We start from the raw sequence: 21,537 nt of genomic DNA, 5'->3' as shown, positions 1-21,537 counted from the left end.
ATGGGGCGAAGATGCGGCACATGTCGACGTGCTGATCGTCGAGGCCGGCATCTTGGGCATCGGTTCCGCGTATCTTTGTAGCATATTCATCGTGTTATGCGATGGGACCGGCCAATTCAGGCTCGCTGGCGGTTGCTATTGCCGGCAGGCGCGCGAGGCGTTGGCCGGTAGCGCCGGCATGCCGCCGGCGAGCATCACCGCGGCGCCGACCAGAATGAGCGTCGGGGCATCGGCTGCGAAGGATTTGGTCGCGAGATCGAGAAGGTCGAGCCTTGTAACGAGGTGTCGCTCGCCGGGCGCGCTGACTTCGCAGGCGATCATCACCGGCATTTCGCCCGGCATCCCCGCCTGCGTCAGACCGCGCCGGATTTCACCCGCAGCCTCGCGGCCCATGTAAAAGGCGAGGGTCGATCCACCGCGCGCCAGCGACGCCCAGTCGATGTCGAGCGCGGCGCCGCGGCGGCTGTGTGCCGTCACGAAGCGGACGTCGCGCGCAACGCCGCGCAGGGAAAGCGACATGCCGGCCGAAGCGGCGGCGGCGCTCGCGGCCGTAATGCCGGGGCAGATGCGGACCGGAAAGCCCGCGTTCTTCAGCGCCTCGATCTCTTCGGTGGCGCGGGCGAAGAGCGTCGGGTCGCCACCCTTCAACCGGACCACGCACTTGCCGGCGTGCGCGGCGGCAACAAGGAGTGCGTCGATCGCCGACTGGTCTTTCGAATGGCGCCCCGACCGCTTGCCAACGCTGACGGTCTCGGCGCGCGCGGGGATGAGGTCGAGGACGCCGCGCCCAACGAGCGCGTCATAAAAGACGATGTCGGCACGCTCGATCAGACGCACCGCCTTCATCGTCAGCAGTTCAGGGTCGCCGGGGCCGGCGCCGACCAACCACACCGTGCCGGGTGCGAAATCGTCAGGCTGCATTGCTGGTCTCCTCGGTCAGGATGCGCGCGAGCGCGGGGCGGCATGATCCGCAGTTGGTGCCGGCGCCGATCGCGCTGCCGATGGCGGCGACGTCGGCGAGGCCCTGGTCGCGGATCGCGGCGACGATCGTCTTGATGCCGATATCGAAGCAGACGCAGATGATCGGGCCACGGTCGGCTTGCGCACCCGGCGCGCGGCCTGCGAGCAGGGTGGGGGCGACGTCGGGGGCGCTGAGCTGAGCGATCAGCCAGCCGCGCGGCGGTAATTCGCCGGTTTCGGTGACGAAGAGCGCGCCGGCGAGGCGGCCGTTTGCGACGATGGCGATGCGCCGCGTGCCGCGCGCGGCATCCTGCGCCTCGATGCGCTCGCCCTTGGGCAGCAAAGCCTCGATCGATTTGAGATCGCCATTGCCTGCGACCTCCCACATCACGCCGGCCGGCACCGCTACGCGCGTCGCCCACAGGCAGCGCGGCGTATCGGACAGTTCGCGGGCGAGGAGCAGGAAGCCGCGCCATTTGGGCGTGACGGCGACGATCGACGCAGGGGTGCGCTTGAACCCCGGCTGACCCGAGACCGGATCGACGAGCGGACGCGGGAGCAGGCCGGTGCGCCCGCCGCTGGAGGTGCGATCGGTCCAGTGGATCGGCACGAACAGCTCGCCGGGACGCTGGCCGTTGTGGAAGGCGACGCGATAGAGGCTGTCGCCCTGCGGTGTCTCCACGCGCGCCAGCCCGCCGTCGGTGAGGCCGAGCCGCGTGCCGTCTTCGGGGTGAACCTCGACGAGCGGCTCCTCGCGGTGACGCGCCAGTTTCGGGGCAAGGCCCGTGCGCGTCATGCTGTGCCATTGGTCGCGGTAACGGCCGGTGTTGAGGGTAAGCGGCCATTTGGCCAGCGGTTCGGGTAGCGGCTTTTGCGCAATGGGGACCAGCCGCGCACGGCCGTCCTCGGTCGAGAAGCGCCCGTCGGCGAAGACATGGTCGCCGCCCCAGCGAAAGGGCTCCATAGCATCATAGGCGGCGTTGCCGCCCTGCGCGGCACCGGGCAGGGCGAAGAGGCGCGCGCGGTCATTGTCGTAATTCGACAGGCGGCAATGTTCGCGCCAGATATCGGCGGCGCGGTCATAGGTGAAGCCGTTCTTCCACCCCATCCGCCGCCCAACCTCTTTCACGATCCACCAGTCGGGCATCGCTTCGCCCGGAAGTTCGAAGATCGCGCGCTGGCGGCTGATCGTCCGGTCGCTGTTGGTGACGGTGCCGTCCTTTTCTCCCCACGCGGCGGCGGGCAGGCGGACATGGGCGAAGGCGCCGGTGTCGGTCTTTTCGATCACGTCGCTCACGACGACGAAGGGGCAGGCTGCGAGCGCGTCGCGCACGGCACTGCCGTTGGGCATCGATACGGCGGGGTTGGTCGCCATCACCCACAGCGCCTTGATGCGCCCTTCGCCGACCGCGCGGAAGAGGTCGACCGCCTTCAATCCCGGCTTTTCTGCGATGGCCGGCGACGCCCAGAAACGCTGGACGCGGTCCCGGCTTTCCGATGCGAAATCCATATGCGCGGCGAGCGTCGAGGCAAGGCCGCCGACCTCGCGCCCCCCCATCGCATTAGGCTGGCCCGTGATCGAGAAGGGCGCCGCGCCGGGTTTGCCGATGCGGCCGGTAGCGAGGTGGAGGTTGGTGATCGCGTTGACCTGGTCGGTCCCCGATGTCGACTGGTTGATACCCTGGCTGAACATCGTGACCGTGCGCGGCGTCGCGGCGAACAGCTCGTAGAGGCGCCTGAGGTCGGCAGCCGGAACTTCGCATGTCCGCGCCACCGACCACAGGTCATTCTCCTCTCCGAGCTGATCCCAGAAATCCGCCGGCACCGCGACATGCTCGGCGAGATAGTCTTCGTCGACGACGCCGGCGTCGCGGCAATGCTGGAGCAGGCCGTTCATCAGCGCGATGTCGCTGCCCGGCCGGATCGCGAGGTGCAAATCGGCCTCCTCGGCGGTCTCTGTGCGGCGGGGGTCGATGACGACAAGTTTGGCGCCTGCCTCGCAGCGCGCGCGGATGCGTTGGTAGACGATCGGGTGGCACCAGGCGGTGTTCGACCCGATGAGCAGGAACAGGTCGGCGGCGTCGAGATCGTCATAGGTCGCGGGCACGACGTCTTCGCCGAAGGCACGCATATGGCCCGCGACCGCGCTCGACATGCAGAGCCGCGAGTTGGTGTCGATGTTCGCGGTGCCGATAAACCCCTTCATCAGCTTGTTTGCGACGTAATAATCCTCGGTAAGGAGTTGGCCCGAGACGTAGAAAGCGACGCTGTTCGGGCCGTGGCGCGCAATCGTTTCCTTGAAGCGCTTCGCGATGAGGTCGAGCGCCTTGTCCCAGCTCGCGCGCTTGTTGCCGATCATGGGGTGGAGCAGGCGGCCCTCGAGGCCGACGGTCTCGCCCAAATGGGTCCCCTTGGAACAGAGCTTGCCCCGGTTGGCGGGGTGGTCGGGATCGCCCGCGATCTCGACCGTCCGCTCGCCCGTCACCGTCGCGCGGATGCCGCAGCCGACGCCGCAATAAGCGCAGGTGGTGCGGACGGCCTCCTTCATCAGGCCGCGGCCTTCAGCGTGCTGGCTCGGCAGATGAGCACGCGGCCGGCGTCGATCTTGACCGGCACCGTCGGGGTGCAACCCTTGTCCTCGCCCAGCGCTTCGCCGGTCGACAGGCTGATCCGCCAATTGTGCAAGGGGCAGGCGACCGCGCCGCCATGGACGATACCCTGGGAGAGGCGTCCATGCTTATGCGGGCAGCGGTCGCGCAGCGCGAAGACCTTGCCCTCGGCGGTTCGGAAAACGGCGATGTCGTCGCCGCCCGCGACCTGCACGGTGCGGCTGCCGCGCACCGGAATCTCATCGACCCAGCCGATGTCTAGCCAGTCGCCGGTCATACGAGTTCCTCCTGCGGGGTGAAGCGCGCCATTGGCGCATGATGTTCGGCTTCGGCGCCCGCGGCGCGCTGCGCCCATGGATCGTCCTGGCTGAAACTCTGGGAAAAAAGGAAGCGCGCGCGAAGCGCCTCGCGGCGAGCGTCGTCCTCGACGATGCGCGCCTTGATATGATCGAGCCCGACGCGCTCGATCCACGGCGCGGTACGTTCGAGGTAGCGCGCTTCCTCGCGGTAGAGCTGGATGAAGGCGGCGCAATAATCCATCGCTTCCTGCTCGGTCGCGACCTTGCAGAGCAGGTCGGTGGCGCGGACGTGAATGCCACCGTTGCCGCCGACGTGCAGTTCGTAGCCGCTGTCGACGCAAACGACGCCGAAGTCCTTGATCGTCGCCTCGGCGCAGTTGCGCGGGCAGCCCGAGACGGCGATCTTGAACTTGTGCGGCATCCAGCTGCCCCAGCTCATCCGCTCGAGCTTGACGCCGAGCCCGGTCGAATCCTGCGTGCCGAAACGGCACCATTCGGAGCCGACGCAGGTCTTTACGGTTCGCAGCGCCTTGCCATAGGCGTGGCCCGACACCATCCCTGCGGCGTTCAGGTCGGCCCACACCGCGGGCAAATCCTCTTTCCTGATCCCGAAGATGTCGAGCCGCTGGCCGCCGGTGACCTTGACCATCGGCGCGTTATATTTCTCGACGACGTCGGCGATCGCGCGCAGCTCGGTCGGGTTGGTGAGCCCGCCCCACATGCGCGGGACGACCGAATAGGTGCCGTCCTTCTGGATATTGGCGTGGAGGCGCTCATTGACGAAGCGGCTCTGCTGGTCGTCGGCATAGTCACCGGGCAGCGCACAGAGCAGATAATAGTTGAGCGCCGGGCGGCACGAGGAGCAGCCATCCGGGGTCGACCAGTGCAGCTTCTGCATCACCTCGGGGATCGATTTCATGTCCTGCGCGACGATTTCGCGCCGGACGTCGTCGTGGCCGAAGCTGGTGCATTTGCATATCGTCTTTGGCCCGCTCTGCACATCGTCGCCGAGCGTCAGTGCGAGGAGGGTTTCAACGAGGCCGGTGCAGCTGCCGCAGCTTGCCGATGCCTTGCAGGTGCCGCGCACGGCGTCGAGGCTGTGCGCGCCCTTGGCGATGCACGAGACGACCTGGCCCTTGGTGACGCCGTTGCAGCCGCAGATTTCCGCATCGTCGGAAAGCGCCGCAACGGCCGCCTTAGGGTCCGAGGCGCCCCCTCCCGAGGCGAAGGCCTGGCCGAAGATGAGCAGGTCGCGCAGCCCGGACACATCCTCTTGGCGTTTGAGCAGGTCGAAATACCAGCTGCCATCGGCGGTATCGCCATAGAGCACCGCGCCGACGATGCGGCCGTCCCTGACGATCACGCGCTTGTAGATGCCGCGGCTGGCGTCGCGCAGCACGATATCCTCGCACCCATCGCCTCCGGAAAAATCGCCCGCGGAGAAGACGTCGATGCCCGACACCTTGAGCTTGGTCGAGGTCACCGATCCGCGATAACCCGTGTGCTTTTCGACCAGCCCGTCGGCGAGGCTGCGGCACATGTCCCACAAAGGCGCGACGAGGCCGTAAACCTGCCCGTCATGCTCGACGCATTCGCCGACCGCGAGCACGGCGGGGTCGCTGGTGACCATATGGTCATCGACCTGGATGCCGCGGCCGACCGCAAGCCCGGCATCGCGCGCGAGGGCGACCGACGGGCGGATGCCGACCGCCATCACGACGAGGCTGGCGGGGATCAGCGTCCCGTCCTTGAGCCTGACGCCCTCCACCTTGCCGTCGCCGACGATTTCGGCTGTGTCGGCGCCGGTCAGGATCGTCTGGCCGCGCGTTTCAAGCGCCTGCTTGAGCAGCCAGCCTGCCGCTTCGTCGAGCTGGCGTTCCATCAGCGTCGGCATCAGGTGAAGCACCGTGACCTTCATGCCCCGGAGGCTGAGGCCGTGTGCTGCTTCGAGCCCGAGCAGGCCGCCGCCGATCACCACGGCGTCGCCGCCCGCATCGGCTGCGGCGAGCATCGCGCTGACATCGTCCATGTCACGGAACGCGACGACGCCGCGCAGATCCTTGCCGGGCACGGGGATGATGAAGGGATCGGAACCCGTCGCGATCAGCAGCTTGTCATAGCGTTCGCTGACCCCGCCCCGCGTCGTTACCGTCCTTGCTTCGCGGTCGATCGCGGCGACCGGATCGCCCGCGACCAGTGCGATGCCGTTCGACGCATACCAGTCAGCATCGTTGATCACGATGTCGTCGAAGCATTTCTCGCCCGCGAGCACCGGGGAGAGCATGATGCGGTTGTAATTGACCCGCGGTTCGGCGCCGAAGATCGTCACGCGGTACCGGTCGGGATCGCGCGCGAGCAGTTCTTCGACCGCGCGGCAACCGGCCATGCCGTTGCCGATCACGACGAGATGCTCGCGCGTGTCGGTTTCGGGGTGGAGGGGGCGATGTTCCATCAGAGCGTCCAGTCCAGTTGGAGCCAAAATTTGTCGGTGTCGGTTGCGAAGCCGTCGGCGTCGTAATGCGCGTAGCGCGCCGAGGCGGTCGTCTTGCCGAGCTTTGCGCTCGCGAGCAGGTCGATCTCGGCGCCATAGGAGCGGCTGGCGCGATCGCTGCGATAATGGTGATACGCGGCCTGCAGGTTGACGGCCTTGAACGGGCCGACCGCCTTCCAGCCCCATCCGGCAGTCGCATAAAGGTCGCGCACGCCGTCGGGTGGGGTGACGAGGAATTTGTCGGCCCAACCCTGGAATTTGAACCCGGTCGCGAGCGGGGTCTGGAAGCTGGTTAGCGCCGCCCCGTCGTCGGCCCCGAGTATTTCATACCCGACGCCGAGCCGGGGGCCGCCAAGATCGACCGCGACATCGGCGAGCCAATAGTCTGCCGCATAGTCGTTGGGGTTGCGATGCCAGTCGGACTGGCGCGCATAGGAAAACTGGTATGCGAGCTTCACCTTGCCGAGCGGCTGATCGCCGTTGAAGCGCACCCCGTAGCTCTGGCTCGACAGGCGAAAGCCCTGTATCGCGACTTCATCCTGATCGACGAGATAGGCGAAGGCCGCGATTTTCCCGAGTGGTGTTTGCACGCTGAGGTTGCCAAGGACATTGTCGCCCGACACCGCGTGCTGCCGCGCGCCGTCGCCGTCGATGCCCCAGATGGTGCGCACGCTCCACATATAGGCGATGTCGGCCTTCACGCCCTGGGCTGGAGTGACTTCCGCGCGCACGGCGTCGAAGCTCTGGCCGTTCTGGCGAAAGCCGACGCCGCCGACGAAACGCTCGTCGTCGAAACCGATCCGCTGACGGCCGGCGGTCACCGCGAAGGCAGGCGAGGCGTAGCGAAGCTGCGCGCGGGTGAGGGCGATATTTTCGGGGTCGGCGATGAGCGGCCGGGTCGCGGCACCGTGCAATCCGTCGAAATAGTCATCGACGATGGCAAGGTTTCCCTGCCCCTCGACGAGCGCCGACCAGTTGCCCGCCTTTGCTTCCACCCCGGCGCGGATGCGGACGGTGAGCGCTTCGGCATCGGCGGCAAGCCCCTCCTGGCTGACCGTTTCATAACGGAGCCGGGCTTCGCCGACGGGCGTCAGTGCTGCCTCCTCGGCGTGCGCGGCCCCGGCCGGCGCGACCGCCAGCAGCAGGATAAGGGTGCGGGTCATGACTAGATCCGCACGCCTTCGGCGGCGCCCCAGGTGGCGCGCCATTGACCCTTTACGAACATCAGGGCGATCAGCGCTGCCACCGCGAGCCCCGCGAAGATGTAAAAGCCCGGTGCAAAGCTGCCGCTCCACTGCTTGGCGAAGCCGAGCGAGGAGGCGAGATAGAATCCGCCGACGCCGCCCGCCATGCCGACCAGGCCGGTCATTACCCCGATCTCGGCTGAAAAACGCTGCGGGACGAGTTGGAATACCGAGCCATTGCCGGTGCCAAGCGCGAGCATCGCGATCACGAACAGCCCGAGCGCGGCGGGCAGGGTATCGGCCTGCGGCACGCCGGCGAGCGCGAGCGCCGCGACGACAAACACCATCATCAGCGCCTTGACCCCGCCGATCCGGTCGGCAAGCGCTCCGCCCATCGGCCGCACCAGCGACCCCGCGAAAACGCACGCCGCGGTGCAATAGCCCGCCATCACCGGCGTCAGGCCGAACTGGTCGGTGAAGTAGATGGGGAGCGAGGCGGCGAGCCCGACAAAGCCGCCGAAGGTCACCGAGTAAAAGGCCATCAGCCACCAGGCATCGGCGGTCTTGAGCGGCTCGAAATAATCGACGAGCTTCTTTGGTGCGGGCGCAGCGGGTGCGTCCTTCGCCATCGCGAGATAGAGAAAGAAAACGATCGTCAGCGGGATGCAGGCGAGCCCGAGCACCGCGTTCCAGCCGAAGAGCTTGGCGAGACCCGGCGCGAACAGCGCCGCGAGAACGGTCCCCGAATTTCCCATGCCGGCAAGGCCCATTGCCTTGCCCTGATGCTCGGGCGGGTACCAGCGGCTGGCGAGGGGCAGCGCGATCGCGAAGCTTGCGCCCGCGAAGCCGAGGATCACGCCGAGCGCGAGGGTGCCCGCGAAGCTGTTCACCCCCATGAGCCAAGCAGTGAAGAGACCCACGATAACGATGATCTGGCTGATCGCGCCCGCCCGCTTCGGTCCGATACGGTCGACGAGCAGGCCATTGACGACCCGCAGGATCGCGCCCGCCAGCGTCGGCACGGCGACCATCAGACCCTTTTGGGCAGGCGTCAGGCCAAGGTCTTCCGAAATCGCGGGCGCGAGTGGGCCAAGGATGACCCAAACCATGAAGGCCAGGTCGAAATAGAGAAATGCAGCCACGAGTGTCGGCCAGTGGCCGCTCGCCCAGAAACTCGATTTGGGTGCCGTGCCGGCACCTACGCTTGCAGTCGTCATCGTCCGTCCCCTTGTGCGACGGGCAATAAAAAAGCCGCCAGGACGGCGGCCACGCGGGCGCATCCTGACGGCTTCATTGCCTGTGGGATTTCGGGGAAAAGGCTCCCCGTCCGCCTGCGGTTCGGCCCCCTCGTTGGAGCCGCCGCCGCCTTGTCCTGCCCCGGCAGCCTTGCCGAGTGCGTTTAGACTGCCTGATTCGCCGGATTGCCGCAAGCCTTCTTTTCGCAGGTGCAGCAAAAAATGATGAATACAGGAAAATCAGGGAAGGTCAGAGAGATAGGTCTCGATATCGTCGGGATCGAAGGCGCGGCCGTCAAAGAAACGGTCGCTGCCGAGCGTCAGGCGGCCCTGCGTCGAGCCGGCGCCGATCGGTTCGTCGAGCCCGCCCTCGAGCTTCGAACTCGCGCCGGGCAGGGGCGCACCCGAACCCGCCAGCGCGCTGCGGTAGACATCGGGCCGGAACACGTTCCCCGCCGCGGCCGCCTGCACCGGATCGAAGGTCATGAAATCCCAGCGGACCATTTGCGAATAGAGCCACGCCGCCTGACTGCGCCAGGGGAAATTCGCAGCCTCGCGATACTGGAACATGAAGTCGGGATAGTGGATCGGTTCGCCGCCCGGAGCGAGCCGGATCCGGTCGGTGATCGCGCGGAGCACGGCGTCGCGCGGCGCATCGAGATATTCGGGCCGCGCCAATATTTCCGCGCTCGCCTCGACCGCGTCGGGTTCGACGAAATGTGCGGCTGCCGCGTGCAACGCTCGGACGAGGGCCTCGACCGTATCGCGTCGCTCGTCGAGGGTCGTTGCGCGCATCGCGAGCACTTTCTCGACTCCGCGCCGCCAGATCTGCGCCGTCGCAAGCGCGATATGGCCGACGCCGCGATCGACGGCGATAGAGTTCCACGGCTCGCCGACGCAGATCCCGTCGACCTCGCCCGCCGCGAGCGCATCGGCGGCAAAGGGCGGGCTGGTTACGACGATCTCGACATCGACATCGGGCTGGATGCCAACGCCCGCCAGCCAGTACCGCAGCATATAATTATGGCTCGAATAGCGGTGCACGACGCCGAAGCGCAGCCGCTTGCCCGCCGCCTTGCGCGCCGCCGCGATCACCCGCAGCGCCGCGCCGGTCTTCGCCGGGTCGCCGAGCGCGTCGCCGAGGCCCGCCTCGCTGGCGAGCGGGGTTGAAAAAGTCACCGCATTGCCGTTGAGGCCGAGCACGAACGGCACCGCGAGCGGCACTGAAGGTCGGTCGCGGCCAAGCGTGGTCGCGATCGCGAGCGGCGCGATCATATGCGCCGCATCGGTGTGACCATAAAGCAGCCGGTCGCGTACCGTCGCCCAGGTCATGTCGCGGACGAGTTCGATCTGCACGCCCTCGCGGGCGGCGAATCCCATTTCGTGCGCCAGGATCGGCAAGGCGGCGTCGACGAGCGGCAGGAAACCGATGCGGAAGCGATCGCTGGTCATTCCATGTCTCCCATCAATGCTTCGCTGGTCACGATCGCCTCGGCGATTTCGGAAATCCGGCGATTGGTCCGCATCGCCTGGCCGCGGAGCAACGCATAGGCGGCAGGCTCGTCGACCTGACGCCGCTTCATCAGGATCGCCTTGGCCTTGTCGATGGTCGCGCGTTCGGCCAAGGCGTTTTTCGCTTCGTCGAGCTCGCGCTGAAGCCGCGAAAAGGCTTGGAAGCGGCGCACCGCAAGGTCGATGACCGGCTTGATTCGCTGCTTCGACAGGCCATCGACGACATAGGCCGACACCCCCGCGTCGATCGCCGCACCGGTCGCTTCGGCGTCGCTCTGGTCGACGAACATCGCGATCGGCCGCGCCAGCGCACGCGACATCGCGAAGAAATCCTCGAGCAGGTCGCGGCTTGGGTTCTCAAGGTTGATCAGGACGACCTCGGGCTGCGCCGCCTCGATCTGGCGGGCGAGCGCGCCGGCGGGGTCGATCAGCACGAGATCATCGAGTCCCGCCTCGCGCAGGCCGTCGGAAATGATGGCCGCCCGCGTCGTGCTGGTATCGATGATCGCGATCCTCATGGCCCGCGCCTTACGCGGCGACGTTCGAATCTTCCAGCTTCATCGTGTTGCAGGCGCGAAAAGAATAGCTGGATAGCGCGATCCGGACATTTTCATTACGGAAACGGTATCGGGCCAGCGCTCATACCGATCACATCTTGCGAAATGATCCGGCCTTGTCCAACGACGGGCGCCGATGACCGTCCCCGCCGCCCCGAACCGCGCCAGCGGGAAAATCGATTTGCTCGCACTGGGCGCGCTGTTTCTGTCGCTCGTTTCGGTGACCGGGGGCGCAGCGATGGCAAAGGGGCTGTTCCCGCTGGTTGGGCCGGCGGGAACCACGGCGCTGCGCTTGATCTTTGGCGCGATCCTGCTGTCGGCGGTGCTTCGTCCGTGGCGGCTGAACTATCGCGAGGGGTGGCGGTCGATCCTCGCCTATGGCGTCGTGCTCGGCGCGATGAACCTCAGCTTCTATAGCGCGCTGAGCTATATTCCGCTCGGCATCGCGATTGCGATCGAATTCATCGGCCCGCTCGGCGTCGCAGTGCTGACCTCGCGCCGGCGCGCGGATTTTCTCTGGATCGGGATCGCGGTGTTCGGCCTGTTTCTCTTGTTGCCGATTCGTGCGGGCACGGCGCATATCGACTGGCGGGGCGTTGCGTTGGCGCTGTTCGCGGGCCTCTGCTGGGCCGCCTATATATTGCTCGGCAAACGCGCGGGGGCGCAGCACGGGCCGGCCGCCGCAGCGGGCGGCACGATCGTCGCGGCCCTCGTCGTCGCGCCGGTGGGTATCATCCACGCCGGCGCCGAACTGCTCCAGCCGGAGATATTGGCGCTGGGCCTCGTCGTCGGCCTTGTGTCGAGCGCGATACCCTATGGCTTCGAAATGGTCGCGCTGCGCCGCCTGCCGTCCAACAGCTTTGGAACGCTGCTCAGCGCCGAACCCGCGGTTGGGGCGCTGATGGGCTTTTTCCTGCTCGGCGAATTGCTGTCCTTCACGCAATGGGTCGCGATCGGACTGATTGTCTTGTCATCGATCGGCACCGCGAAAGGGGCGGGCGAATTCCCGGCCGCGGAGCCGCCCTTTGACAGCAGATAGCTCGGCGCCGGTGCGGTTCAGACCGGCAGCAACGGATCGTCGACGCCTTCCTCTTTGTGCCGCGCGATTTGGACGTCCCGTTCGATGCAGTGATAAGCGCCGATGATTTCGGAAACTACCGACAGCGCGAGTGTCGCCGGGTCGCGCGCCTGAGGGATAAGGCCGGCGGGCATGCTGAAACGGGTCAGTGTCGCGGCTGACAGTCCATGGCTGCGCAACATCGCAATCCGGTCCGTGCGGCTCTGCCGCCCGCCGATCGCCCCGACGAAGAGATGGGGCTGGCGCAGCGCCCAAGGCAGCAGCATTTCCTCCCAGTCATGGTCGTGGAACAGAAAGGCAAAGGCGGTCCACCGATCGGCCTCGATCATGGGGGTACGCGAGCGGCTGTCGAGCAACGTCGCGGCGATCCCCTCTGCCGACAGGGCGGTCACATCGTCCTTCGAAGGCGAGAATGCGCGAGTTTCGGCCCCGAAATAATGGGCAAGTCGCGCGGTCGCGGTCAACGCGTCGCCGTGCCCCATCGCAAGGATACGGACGCGCGGAGAATAGGTGACGCCGAATTCGTCGCCGTGCCATCCCGTTTCGATGGTAGCCGGTCCTGCTACGCATATTCCATGGCGCGAAAGCCGCATCGCGGCGGGTTCGCGCTTGTCCAGCACAGCCAGAATGGCGCCCAGCGCCGCCGCATCGGGGCGCGGGGTGAACAACAGGTCGATGCCGCCTCCGCAGGGCAGGCGGATGTCGATATAGGGCGACCCCGCGCCGAAGCGGACCATCCGCGTTTCCCCGTCGTCGAGCACCGCGAGCGCTTCGGCGACGATCGCGGCCTCGATGCAGCCGCCTGAAAAGGAGCCGCGATAATCGCCGTCCGCCGCTACTGCCATCTGGGCGCCAAGCGCGCGCGGCGACGATCCTGCGATCCCGACCAAAGTGACGAGCACCACGCCTGCGCCCGCATGTTTATGGGCGAAATGCAGAATATCGGCTGGAGAGATTGCCAGCGCGGTCATTTTGCCGGACAGGAGGATGCGTGGCCGTGCAGGGCAGGAGAAGCTGCGATGATCGACCCCGGCGCTGTCGCCGCCATTTTCCTCGCCGCGGGCCGGTCGAGCCGCTTCGGTGCCGACGACAAGTTGCTGGCGCCGCTCGGCGATATGCCGCTCGCGCTGCATGCGGCCCGGACCGTGATCGAACTCGCACCGGCGCGGCTGGTCGCGATTTGCCCGGACCGCGACGGGGCGCTCGCCGAACTGTTGGCCGAACAGGGTTTTGAAATATGGCCGAACCCACACCCCGGGCGCGGGCTTTCCGAATCGCTGCGGCTCGGCATCGGTGCGGTTCGCGCCGGCCCCGAACGAGCCGCGCTGCTTTGCCTTGCCGACATGCCGTTCGTCCGTTTGCCGCACCTGCGAGCTTTGCTGGCCGCCTTCGATCCCGAAACGGCGCCAGTCGTGGCGTCGAGCCGAGAGGGGGTGCCGATGCCGCCCGCCATGTTGGCGCGCTCGACGTTCGCGGCGCTCGAAGGGATGAGCGGCGACCAGGGCGGGCGGATGCTTCTGACCGCGGCAAAACTCGTTCCCGCGCCATCGGATGAGCTCGCCGACATCGACCGGCGGACCGACCTGCCGCCGGGCTGATGCGCCGGTGTCATGCGATGTCCGGCAGGCGATCGATAAATTTGTCGAGCGTGATCGGATAGCTCCGCACGCGCGCGCCCGTCGCATTGTAAACCGCGTTTGCGACGGCTGCGGCGACACCGCAGATGCCGAGTTCGCCGACGCCCTTTGCCTTCATCGGCGAGGTTGTCGGATCGGTTTCGTCGAGGAAGATCACTTCCTGATGGGGAATGTCGGCGTGGACCGGCACTTCATAGCCGGCGAGGTCGTGGTTGACGAAAAAGCCGAAGCGCTTGTCGACAGCGAGTTCCTCCATCAGCGCCGCACCCGCGCCCATCGTCATCGCGCCGATGACCTGGCTGCGCGCCGCCTTGGGGTTGAGGATGCGCCCCGCCGCGCACACCGCGAGCATCCGCCGGACGCGGATTTCACCCGTCATCGCGTCGACGCCGACCTCGGCGAAATGCGCGCCGAAGGTCGATTGTTGGAACTTCTCGGCGAGGTCGCCATATTCCATGATGTCCTCGACGACGATCCCGCCGTCCTTCGCGGCGTCGCCGAGCGCGAAGCTGCGCCGACCTGCCGTGACCTTGCTATTGGCAAAGATGGCATCGGCGGAGGCCACGCCAAGCTTTTGCGCCACCGCCTCGCGCAGCTTCGCGCAGGCGGCATAGACGCCCGCGGTCGAGCTGTTCGCGCCCCATTGCCCGCCCGAACCGGCCGAGACGGGGAAGCTGGAATCCCCGAGCTTCACCACGACGCGGTCGAGCGGGACACCCATCATTTCGGCGGCGGTCTGTGCGATGATCGTGTAGCTGCCGGTCCCGATATCGGTCATGTCGGTTTCGATGGTGACGATGCCCGACGCATCGAGCCGCGCGCGTGCCGCCGACTTTTCGTTGAGATTGTTGCGGAACGCCGCGGCGACGCCCATGCCGACGAGCCAGCGCCCGTTGCGCATCACGCCGGGTTTCGCGCGCTTGCTCCAGCCGAATTTCTCGGCACCGGTTTTCAGGCATTCGTTGAGCCGGCGCTGGGAAAAGGGTCGGTCGGGTTTTTCGGGATCGACTTGGGTATCGTTGAGGATGCGGAATTCCACCGGGTCGATGCCCAGCTTTTCCGCCATTTCGTCCATCGCGATTTCGAGCGCCATGAGGCCCGGGGCCTCGCCGGGCGCGCGCATCGCATTGCCTTCGGGCAGGTCGAGTGCGGCGAGGCGCATGGCGGTCATGCGATTTGCCCCCGCGTAGAGCAGCCGCGTCTGAGCCACCGCGACTTCGGGGCCGCCGCCGGGCAGATCGCCGGACCAGCTTTCGTGACCGATCGCAGTTATCTTTCCATCGGGGGTCGCGCCGAGCCGGATGCGCTGGATCGTGGCGGGGCGGTGCGTCGTGTTGTTGATCATCAGCGGGCGCGACAGGGCCACCTTTACGGGACGTTTCGTCGCCCTGGCGCCCAAGGCCGCAAGGATCGCGTCCGTACGCACGAACAATTTGCCGCCGAAACCTCCACCGATATAGGGCGAGACGAGCCGGACATTCTCCTTTGCAATGCCCAACGTCTTGGCGACATCGCCGACCGACCACGCAATCATCTGATTCGAGGTCCAGAGCGTCAACTTGTCGCCATCCCAGTTCGCGATCGAGGCGTGCGGCTCCATCATCGCATGCGTGTGATCGGGGGTGGTGTAGCGTTCGTCGAACTGCACCGGCGCCGCAGCGAAAGCGGCGGCGAAGTCGCCGATGCTGGTATCCGGTGCGGTACCGAACACGGTGGGCGGCGTCACGGCGGTGTCGAGCGCGGCGGCAAGATCATATGCACCTTTGCCTCGGACATATTCGACGCGGACGAGCGACGCGGCGGCGCGCGCTTGTTCGAAAGTCTCGGCGACGATGAGGGCAATCGCCTGATGATAATGCTGGATGTCGGGGCCGCCGAGCAGCTTTGCTGTGTTGAAATTCCCCTTGTCGAGCTTACCCGCATTGGCAGCGGTAACGATCGCGAGAACGCCCGGCGCGGCGCGCGCCGCGTCGAGGTTCATCGACGAAATGCGGCCCTTGGCGATCGCCGAGCCGACGACATAGCCATAGGCCTGCGTCGCGGCGAAATCCTGATGTTCATAGGCATAGGGGGCGGTGCCCGTCGTCTTGAGCGGCCCCTCGATGCGGTCGGTGGGTTTGCCGACGACTTTGAGCTGGTCGATCGGGTTGGTGGTTGCGGGGGTGTCGAATTTCATCGGCTCAGCCTTTCGCTTGCGCCAGCACGCCGGCGAGCGTGCGCTCGACCAGGGGCAGCTTATAGGCATTTTCGTGCGTGGTCTTGGCGCCCGCGAGCAACTTCGCGGTGACTGCTTTCGAACCGCGCGGCAGCTCGGCCTCCGCCGCCTCGATCCGCCATGGCTTGTAGGCGACGCCGCCGAGCGCGACGCGCCCGGTGCCGTCCTCTTGTACAACCAGCCCGACCGAGATCAGCGCGAAGGCATAGGAGGCGCGGTCGCGTACCTTGTGATAGAGATGCGTGCCGCCGATCGGTTTGGGCAAGGTCACCGCAGTAATCAGTTCGCCGGGTGCCAACACCGTTTCAAGATGCGGGGTTTTGCCCGGCGCGCGATAGAAATCGCCGAGAGGGATGGCGCGCGTCCTTCCTTCGGCGCTCATCGCTTCCACGCTGGCATCGAGCGCGCGCATTGCCACCGCCATGTCGCTCGGATGCGTCGCGATGCACGCTTCGCTGGCATCGATGATAGCGAGCGTCCGGTTGAAGCCGCCGATCGCGGCGCAGCCGCTGCCCGGTTGGCGTTTGTTGCACGGCTGGTTGGTGTCGTAGAAATAAGGACAGCGTGTCCGCTGAAGCAGATTGCCCGCTGTTGTTGCCTTGTTGCGGAGCTGTCCCGAGGCGCCGGCGACCAGCGCGCGTGAGACGAGACCGTAATCGCGGCGGATCCGTGCGTCGGCGGCAAGGTCGGTGTTGCGCACCATCGCGCCGATGCGCAGCCCGCCCTCGGGGGTCGGCTCGATCTTGTCGAGCGCGAGGCGGCTGATGTCGATCAGATGTCCGGGTGTTTCGATCTCGAGCTTCATCAGGTCGAGGAGATTGGTGCCGCCGGCGATGAAACGCGAACCCTTGGTCCGCGCGAAGGCGGCGGTGGCGGCAGCAGGCGTGTCGACCCGCTCATAGGTGAAGCTCTTCATGCCTTCACTCCCGCCACGTCGGTTATCGCCGCGATGATATTCGAATAGGCGCCGCAGCGGCAGATATTGCCGCTCATCCGCTCGCGGATCTCGGTCGCGGTCAACGGGGGTGCTGCATTCAGGTCGGCGGTGACATGGCTGGGGATGCCGGCCTCGATCTCGTCGAGCACCGCGACCGCCGAGCAGATCTGGCCCGGCGTGCAATAGCCGCATTGAAAGCCGTCGTGGACGACAAACGCCTCTTGCATCGCGTGCATCTTGTCGGGTGTGCCGAGGCCCTCGATCGTGGTGATCTTCTCCCCGTCGTGCATGACCGCGAGTGTCAGGCAGCTGTTGATGCGCCGCCCGTCGGCGATGACGGTGCACGCGCCGCACTGGCCGTGATCGCAGCCTTTTTTGGTGCCGGCGAGATGGAGATGCTCGCGCAGCGCGTCGAGCAACGACGTCCGCGTATCGAGTTCGAGGTCGCGCGCCGCGCCATTGACGTCGAGACGAACGCGGGCAGTCGGCGGTCGATCGGAGCTGGCGGAGGCGGGCGCAGCGGTCGACGGAGGGATAATGCCCACCGTGGCGACCGAGGCGGCCCCGCCGATCAGAATGCCGCGCCGCGAAATAGGAAACTCGTCCGCTGTTGCCATGCTCTGTCCCCGATCATCGTCAATGCTCGCGGACTGCAGTCCCCGCGAAGCCTTGGTATATCGATACCTGATGGACCGGTGCGTTGCCGGACCCACAACAATTTATGGTTATCGTCAAAGCGTATCACAGGGGGGGCGTGAGGAGCAATCGCTTGCTTCAATAAGTTTAAACCCGGTTCCTCGCGATTTGCGGAAGGGGCTGATGAGGTGACTCGAAAACCGGTTCGGCCCCGATTCGTCCTCCCAGCCGTAAACGCCGCTTGCCGTGAGAAGAATCATGCTATATAGTTAGTATACTAAGCAAAATGGCAACTGAAATGAAGCTACGCGAGGTCGCTGCGCATCGGGTCGGTATCGGAGGCCGAAAACAATGATGGGGACACCGTGACGGGGCCGCGCACGCTTTACGACAAGATATGGGACGCGCACGCGGTGGCGGAGGATGACGGCGAGACCTTGCTGTATATCGACCTGCATCTTTTGCACGAGGTGACCTCGCCGCAGGCCTTCGCCGGGCTCGCGGCGGCGGGGCGGGCGGTTCGGCGTCCCGAGCGCGCGCTGGCCCTGTCGGACCATAATGTTCCGACGACGGGGCAGGCGGCGGGGCCTGCCGCGGTTGCCGACAGCGAGGCGCGGGCGCAACTCGAGGCATTGGTCGAGAACACGCGGCACTTCGGGATCGAGAATTTTCCGATGGGCGACCCACGCGGCGGCATCGTCCATGTCGTCGGTCCCGAGCAGGGGCGCTCGCAACCCGGAATGACGATCGTGTGCGGCGACAGCCATACCTCGACGCACGGGGCGTTCGGTGCGCTCGCGTTCGGAATCGGAACGTCGGAGGTCGAACATGTGCTGGCGACGCAGATGATCCGCCAGCGTCGCTCGCGCAATATGCGCGTGACGATCGACGGCATGCTCGCGCCGGATATCCATGCGAAGGACCTCGCGCTGCACCTGCTTCGCCGGATCGGGGTCGATGGCGCCACGGGACATGTCATCGAATATGCCGGGCAGACGGTCCGCCTGCTATCGATGGAGGCGCGGATGACGCTGTGCAACCTGAGCATCGAGATGGGCGCGCGCGCCGGGCTGGTCGCGCCCGATGCGGCGACCATCGCCTATCTGCAGGGCCGACCGGCGGCGCCGAGCGGCGAGGCATGGGAGGAGGGCCTGGCCCGCTGGGCGGCGTTGGCAAGCGATGTCGGAGCGGCATTCGACCGCGAGTTGCAAATCGATGCGCGAGAGGTGCGGCCGATGGTCACCTGGGGGACCAACCCGTCGCAGGTCGTCGCGATCGACGATCCCGTTCCCGATCCCGCTACGCTCGACGATCCCGACGCGCGCGCCGCCGCGGCACGCGCGCTCGTATATATGGATCTGGCGCCGGGGGCATCGATCGCCGGTCAGCGGCTCGACCGCATATTCATCGGCAGTTGTACCAACAGCCGGATCGAGGATTTGCGCGTCGTGGCGGACGTCGTGCGCGGCCGCCGTGTCGCGCCGCACATCCGGGCGATGGTCGTGCCGGGATCGGGGCTGGTCAAAAAACAGGCCGAGGAAGAGGGCATCGCCGATACGCTCCGCGCCGCGGGGTTCGACTGGCGCGAGCCCGGCTGTTCGATGTGCGTCGGCATGAACGCCGACCGGCTCCGGTCCGGCGAGCGCTGCGCCGCGACGTCCAACCGTAATTTCGAGAACCGGCAGGGGCGCGGCGGGCGCACGCACCTGATGAGTCCGGCGCTCGCGGCGGCGAGTGCGATTGCTGGCGTAATCGCGTCGCCGGCGATGCTCGACTAGGTCGACGCCTCGAACCGTGCGATGGCGTCGGCGTGGCGCAGCGTGCGGTCGATATCGTCGAGCCCCTCCATCAGAACGTGGCGGTCGACGGGGTCGATATCGAAAGCGATCGTCTCGCCGGAGGCAAGGCGGATGCGCTGCGCTTCGAGGTCGACTTCGATGGGCGCATATTGCGCATTTTCGAGCGCGCTGCGAAGACGCGCGCAGCGTTCGTCGGGCAAGCGGATCAGCAGCAGCCCGTTCTTGCGCGCATTGCCCGCGAAGATGTCACCGAAACTAGGCGCGATGACGCAGCGAATACCGAAATCGGTCAATGCCCAAACCGCATGTTCGCGCGACGATCCGCACCCGAAATTGCGATCGGCCACCAAAATCTGCGCGTTGCGGCACGCGGGCCGGTTGAGGATGAAATCCGTGCGTTCGCGGCCGGTTTCGTCGAACCGTAGCTCGCGAAACAGATGCTGGCCGAGGCCCGAACGCGTCAGCGCCTTCATATATTGCGCCGGAATGACCATGTCGGTGTCGACATTGACCAGCGCTAGCGGTGCCGCGACCGCTTTCACCCGAATGAATTTTTGCACACCGCCTCCATTAGCTTAGTATTCTAAGTATATTGATTGGCGAATCTTGTCCAACATTATCGCGAAGTTGGAACGGCAACCGGATGCAAGGTGGCGACGAAGATGGTTGCCGCGTGAACCTTCGCGTCCTAAGATTTATCCCGGCGCGGACCGGCGTTGCGGCGCCGCGACAGGGGAGCAGGGTTTTGGCGAAGAAAACACAGGATTATCGGCATCCCGCCGAATATTATACCGATCCTGAAAACAGCATCGGCTATCTGGCGCGCGTCGTCTTTCGTTCCTTTTCACGGTTGCTCGAGCGCCGCACGCTGACGCATGACGTGTCGGCGGGGCAGTGGCGTTTCCTGCGCCAGCTATGGCGCGAGGACGGTATTACCCAGCGTGAACTCAGCGAACGCGTCGGCATGCGTGAGCCGACGACGGTCGTGGCGCTGAAGGGGCTCGAAAAGGCCGGACTGATCACGCGCAAGAAAACGACCGATGATCGGCGGAAAACCTTCATCTACCTGACCCCGCACGCCAAGAAGCTCGAACTGATCCTTGCGCCGATGAACGCCGAGATTCACGAGATCGCCACCAAGGGCATGAGCGACGAGGAGGTCGAGGTGCTGCAGGGGTTGATGCGCCGCGTGATCGATAATCTCGCGGACGAAACGCGCAAGCTGTCCGTGCTGTCGGACATCAAGGCCTGATCGCTTGCCCTTGCTTTCCCGCGCCGCAATAGGTTAGTATTCTAACTATTGTGTCCGGGAGGGAAAATGACCAGCATCGCCGTCATCGTCGGTAGCACCCGCGAAGGGTCCTTCAATCGCGCCCTGGGCGAACTCGCCGCGGCAAGCTTGGAGGCGCAGGGCGCGCGTGTTACGCGGGTTGATCTCGCGGCGTTCGACTTGCCGCTCTATTCGGCGGCCCTTGAAGCGAATGCTTTTCCGGCCGGGGCGGTGAAGCTCAAGGATGTGTTTGCCACGCAGGACGGGCTCTTGTTCGTGTCGCCAGAATATAATGGCTCGCTGTCGCCGCTGCTCAAGAATGCCATCGACTGGGCATCGCGGCCGACCGGCGACGAGGGGCTTGTCGCGCTGACCGCCTATCGCGGCAAGGCTGCGGCGATCATGTCGGCGTCGGTCAGCCCGTTCGGCGGGTTGCGCGGGCTGATGCATCTGCGCCAGATATTGTCGACGATCCAGATGATCGTGATCCCCGAGCAGGTCGTCGTCCCCAACGCGCACGCCGCCTTTGCCGAGGATGGTAGCCTCAAAGAGACGTTGCCGGCTTCGCTCGTCGACATGACGGCGGGGCGGCTGATCGCCGTCGCGAAGGCGCTTGCAGCCTAGCGATTGCGCGAAGTGGCCGGCGCGCGCGCGATATTGTCGCCCCAGTCGGCCTCGAGCGCCGTAAGCAGCGCGTCGAACTTGTCCTGGCCGAGGCGGGCGGCGATCTGCGCGGTGAGCGCATCCATCGAACGCTGCGCATCCTTGCGCATGCGCGCGCCAAGGTCGGTCAGCGACACGACCATGTGACGGCGATCGCCGGGATCGATCTCGAGCTGAACGATGCCGAGCTTCACCATCTGGTTGATCGTGCTGTGAATTGCCTGTCGCGATACGCCCAGGTTGCGCGCGATGTCCGACGGTCGGACGATGCCGCTGACGATGTTGGTCATCACCATCGATTGGGGGCGGTTGACGTCGGGCCAGCCATGATCGTGGAGCCGCGCCTGTAGCCCCTCGTCGAGCCAGCAGAACCGTTGGAACAGCGCGATGATAAGCTGGTTGGTGCGCATATGACGCTATGTTTGCCCCTGTTGCCGGCGGGGTGCCGACGGCGT

19 protein-coding genes are annotated in these 21,537 nt (G+C 66.0%); 5 read left to right on the top strand and 14 right to left on the bottom strand.

Annotated features, from left to right (window positions below):
• Window positions 1-135 precede the first annotated feature (135 nt).
• The 8 genes from cobA to HDC29_RS16480 form a co-directional block, all read right to left on the bottom strand.
• Complete coding sequence (cobA, locus tag HDC29_RS16515; RefSeq protein WP_179499395.1) at window positions 136-921, bottom strand: uroporphyrinogen-III C-methyltransferase; 786 nt, start codon at window positions 919-921, stop codon at window positions 136-138.
• Complete coding sequence (locus HDC29_RS16510) at window positions 911-3,508, bottom strand: nitrate reductase (RefSeq protein ID WP_179499394.1); 2,598 nt, start codon at window positions 3,506-3,508, stop codon at window positions 911-913. Before HDC29_RS16510 ends, cobA begins: the two co-directional genes overlap by 11 nt.
• On the bottom strand, window positions 3,508-3,846 hold the full coding sequence (nirD, locus tag HDC29_RS16505; RefSeq protein ID WP_088440948.1) for a nitrite reductase small subunit NirD: 339 nt from the start codon (window positions 3,844-3,846) through the stop codon (window positions 3,508-3,510). Before nirD ends, HDC29_RS16510 begins: the two co-directional genes overlap by 1 nt.
• Entirely contained in the window at window positions 3,843-6,320 is a 2,478-nt protein-coding gene (gene nirB / locus HDC29_RS16500) for a nitrite reductase large subunit NirB (protein WP_179499393.1), read from the bottom strand. Before nirB ends, nirD begins: the two co-directional genes overlap by 4 nt.
• On the bottom strand, window positions 6,320-7,522 hold the full coding sequence (locus HDC29_RS16495) for a hypothetical protein (RefSeq protein ID WP_179499392.1): 1,203 nt from the start codon (window positions 7,520-7,522) through the stop codon (window positions 6,320-6,322). The genes nirB and HDC29_RS16495 overlap by 1 nt, the downstream gene beginning before the upstream one ends.
• Before the next feature lie 2 nt (window positions 7,523-7,524).
• Window positions 7,525-8,760, bottom strand: coding sequence for a NarK/NasA family nitrate transporter (locus HDC29_RS16490; RefSeq protein WP_179499391.1), 1,236 nt, complete (start codon window positions 8,758-8,760; stop codon window positions 7,525-7,527).
• 258 nt (window positions 8,761-9,018) lie between these two features.
• Complete coding sequence (locus tag HDC29_RS16485) at window positions 9,019-10,230, bottom strand: CmpA/NrtA family ABC transporter substrate-binding protein (protein WP_179499390.1); 1,212 nt, start codon at window positions 10,228-10,230, stop codon at window positions 9,019-9,021.
• Window positions 10,227-10,808, bottom strand: a complete 582-nt coding sequence (locus HDC29_RS16480) for an ANTAR domain-containing response regulator (protein ID WP_179499389.1) — start codon at window positions 10,806-10,808, stop codon at window positions 10,227-10,229. Before HDC29_RS16480 ends, HDC29_RS16485 begins: the two co-directional genes overlap by 4 nt.
• Window positions 10,809-10,983: 175 nt before the next feature.
• Between HDC29_RS16480 and HDC29_RS16475 the strand changes: the two genes are divergently transcribed.
• Complete coding sequence (locus HDC29_RS16475) at window positions 10,984-11,886, top strand: EamA family transporter (protein ID WP_179499388.1); 903 nt, start codon at window positions 10,984-10,986, stop codon at window positions 11,884-11,886.
• A 17-nt stretch (window positions 11,887-11,903) separates the two neighbouring features.
• Here HDC29_RS16475 and HDC29_RS16470 read toward each other — a convergent pair whose 3' ends face one another.
• A complete protein-coding gene (locus HDC29_RS16470; protein WP_179499387.1) occupies window positions 11,904-12,896 on the bottom strand; it encodes an XdhC family protein in 993 nt (330 codons plus the stop codon).
• A gap of 48 nt (window positions 12,897-12,944) precedes the next feature.
• On the opposite strand from HDC29_RS16470, the gene HDC29_RS16465 reads away from it, so the two are divergent.
• On the top strand, window positions 12,945-13,523 hold the full coding sequence (locus HDC29_RS16465; protein ID WP_179499386.1) for an NTP transferase domain-containing protein: 579 nt from the start codon (window positions 12,945-12,947) through the stop codon (window positions 13,521-13,523).
• Window positions 13,524-13,533: 10 nt separating this feature from the next.
• On the opposite strand, the gene paoC is transcribed toward HDC29_RS16465, so the two are convergent.
• The 3 genes from paoC to paoA are packed head-to-tail and all read right to left on the bottom strand — an operon-like array spanning window position 13,534 to window position 17,331.
• Window positions 13,534-15,738 (bottom strand): aldehyde oxidoreductase molybdenum-binding subunit PaoC, encoded by a 2,205-nt coding sequence (paoC, locus tag HDC29_RS16460; protein WP_179499385.1) that lies wholly within the window; start codon window positions 15,736-15,738, stop codon window positions 13,534-13,536.
• 4 nt (window positions 15,739-15,742) lie between these two features.
• On the bottom strand, window positions 15,743-16,693 hold the full coding sequence (locus tag HDC29_RS16455) for a xanthine dehydrogenase family protein subunit M (protein ID WP_179499384.1): 951 nt from the start codon (window positions 16,691-16,693) through the stop codon (window positions 15,743-15,745).
• Window positions 16,690-17,331 carry an aldehyde dehydrogenase iron-sulfur subunit PaoA gene (gene paoA, locus HDC29_RS16450; protein ID WP_179499383.1) on the bottom strand — a complete coding sequence of 214 codons (642 nt, stop codon included), beginning with the start codon at window positions 17,329-17,331 and terminating at the stop codon, window positions 16,690-16,692. The genes HDC29_RS16455 and paoA overlap by 4 nt, the downstream gene beginning before the upstream one ends.
• Window positions 17,332-17,715: 384 nt before the next feature.
• Here paoA and leuC point away from each other — a divergent pair, with 384 nt between their 5' ends.
• A complete protein-coding gene (gene leuC / locus HDC29_RS16445; RefSeq protein ID WP_179499382.1) occupies window positions 17,716-19,128 on the top strand; it encodes a 3-isopropylmalate dehydratase large subunit in 1,413 nt (470 codons plus the stop codon).
• On the opposite strand, the gene leuD is transcribed toward leuC, so the two are convergent.
• Window positions 19,125-19,709, bottom strand: coding sequence for a 3-isopropylmalate dehydratase small subunit (gene leuD / locus HDC29_RS16440; protein ID WP_179499381.1), 585 nt, complete (start codon window positions 19,707-19,709; stop codon window positions 19,125-19,127). The genes leuC and leuD overlap by 4 nt on opposite strands.
• Before the next feature lie 185 nt (window positions 19,710-19,894).
• Between leuD and HDC29_RS16435 the strand changes: the two genes are divergently transcribed.
• Together HDC29_RS16435 and HDC29_RS16430 are read left to right on the top strand one after the other, a co-directional pair.
• Window positions 19,895-20,401 (top strand): MarR family winged helix-turn-helix transcriptional regulator, encoded by a 507-nt coding sequence (locus HDC29_RS16435; protein ID WP_179499380.1) that lies wholly within the window; start codon window positions 19,895-19,897, stop codon window positions 20,399-20,401.
• Window positions 20,402-20,467: 66 nt separating this feature from the next.
• Window positions 20,468-21,043, top strand: a complete 576-nt coding sequence (locus HDC29_RS16430; protein ID WP_179499379.1) for an NADPH-dependent FMN reductase — start codon at window positions 20,468-20,470, stop codon at window positions 21,041-21,043.
• Here HDC29_RS16430 and HDC29_RS16425 read toward each other — a convergent pair.
• The gene (locus HDC29_RS16425; protein ID WP_179499378.1) at window positions 21,040-21,492 is read right to left on the bottom strand and encodes a MarR family winged helix-turn-helix transcriptional regulator; all 453 of its coding nucleotides are present in this window, start codon (window positions 21,490-21,492) and stop codon (window positions 21,040-21,042) included. The genes HDC29_RS16430 and HDC29_RS16425 overlap by 4 nt on opposite strands.
• Window positions 21,493-21,537: the final 45 nt, after the last annotated feature.

The sequence above is a fragment of the Sphingopyxis sp. JAI108 genome (assembly GCF_013410105.1).
Lineage (GTDB): Bacteria > Pseudomonadota > Alphaproteobacteria > Sphingomonadales > Sphingomonadaceae > Sphingopyxis > Sphingopyxis chilensis.
Note: the sequence above shows the minus strand (reverse complement) of the source record. Positions and strands in the feature narration are given on the sequence as shown.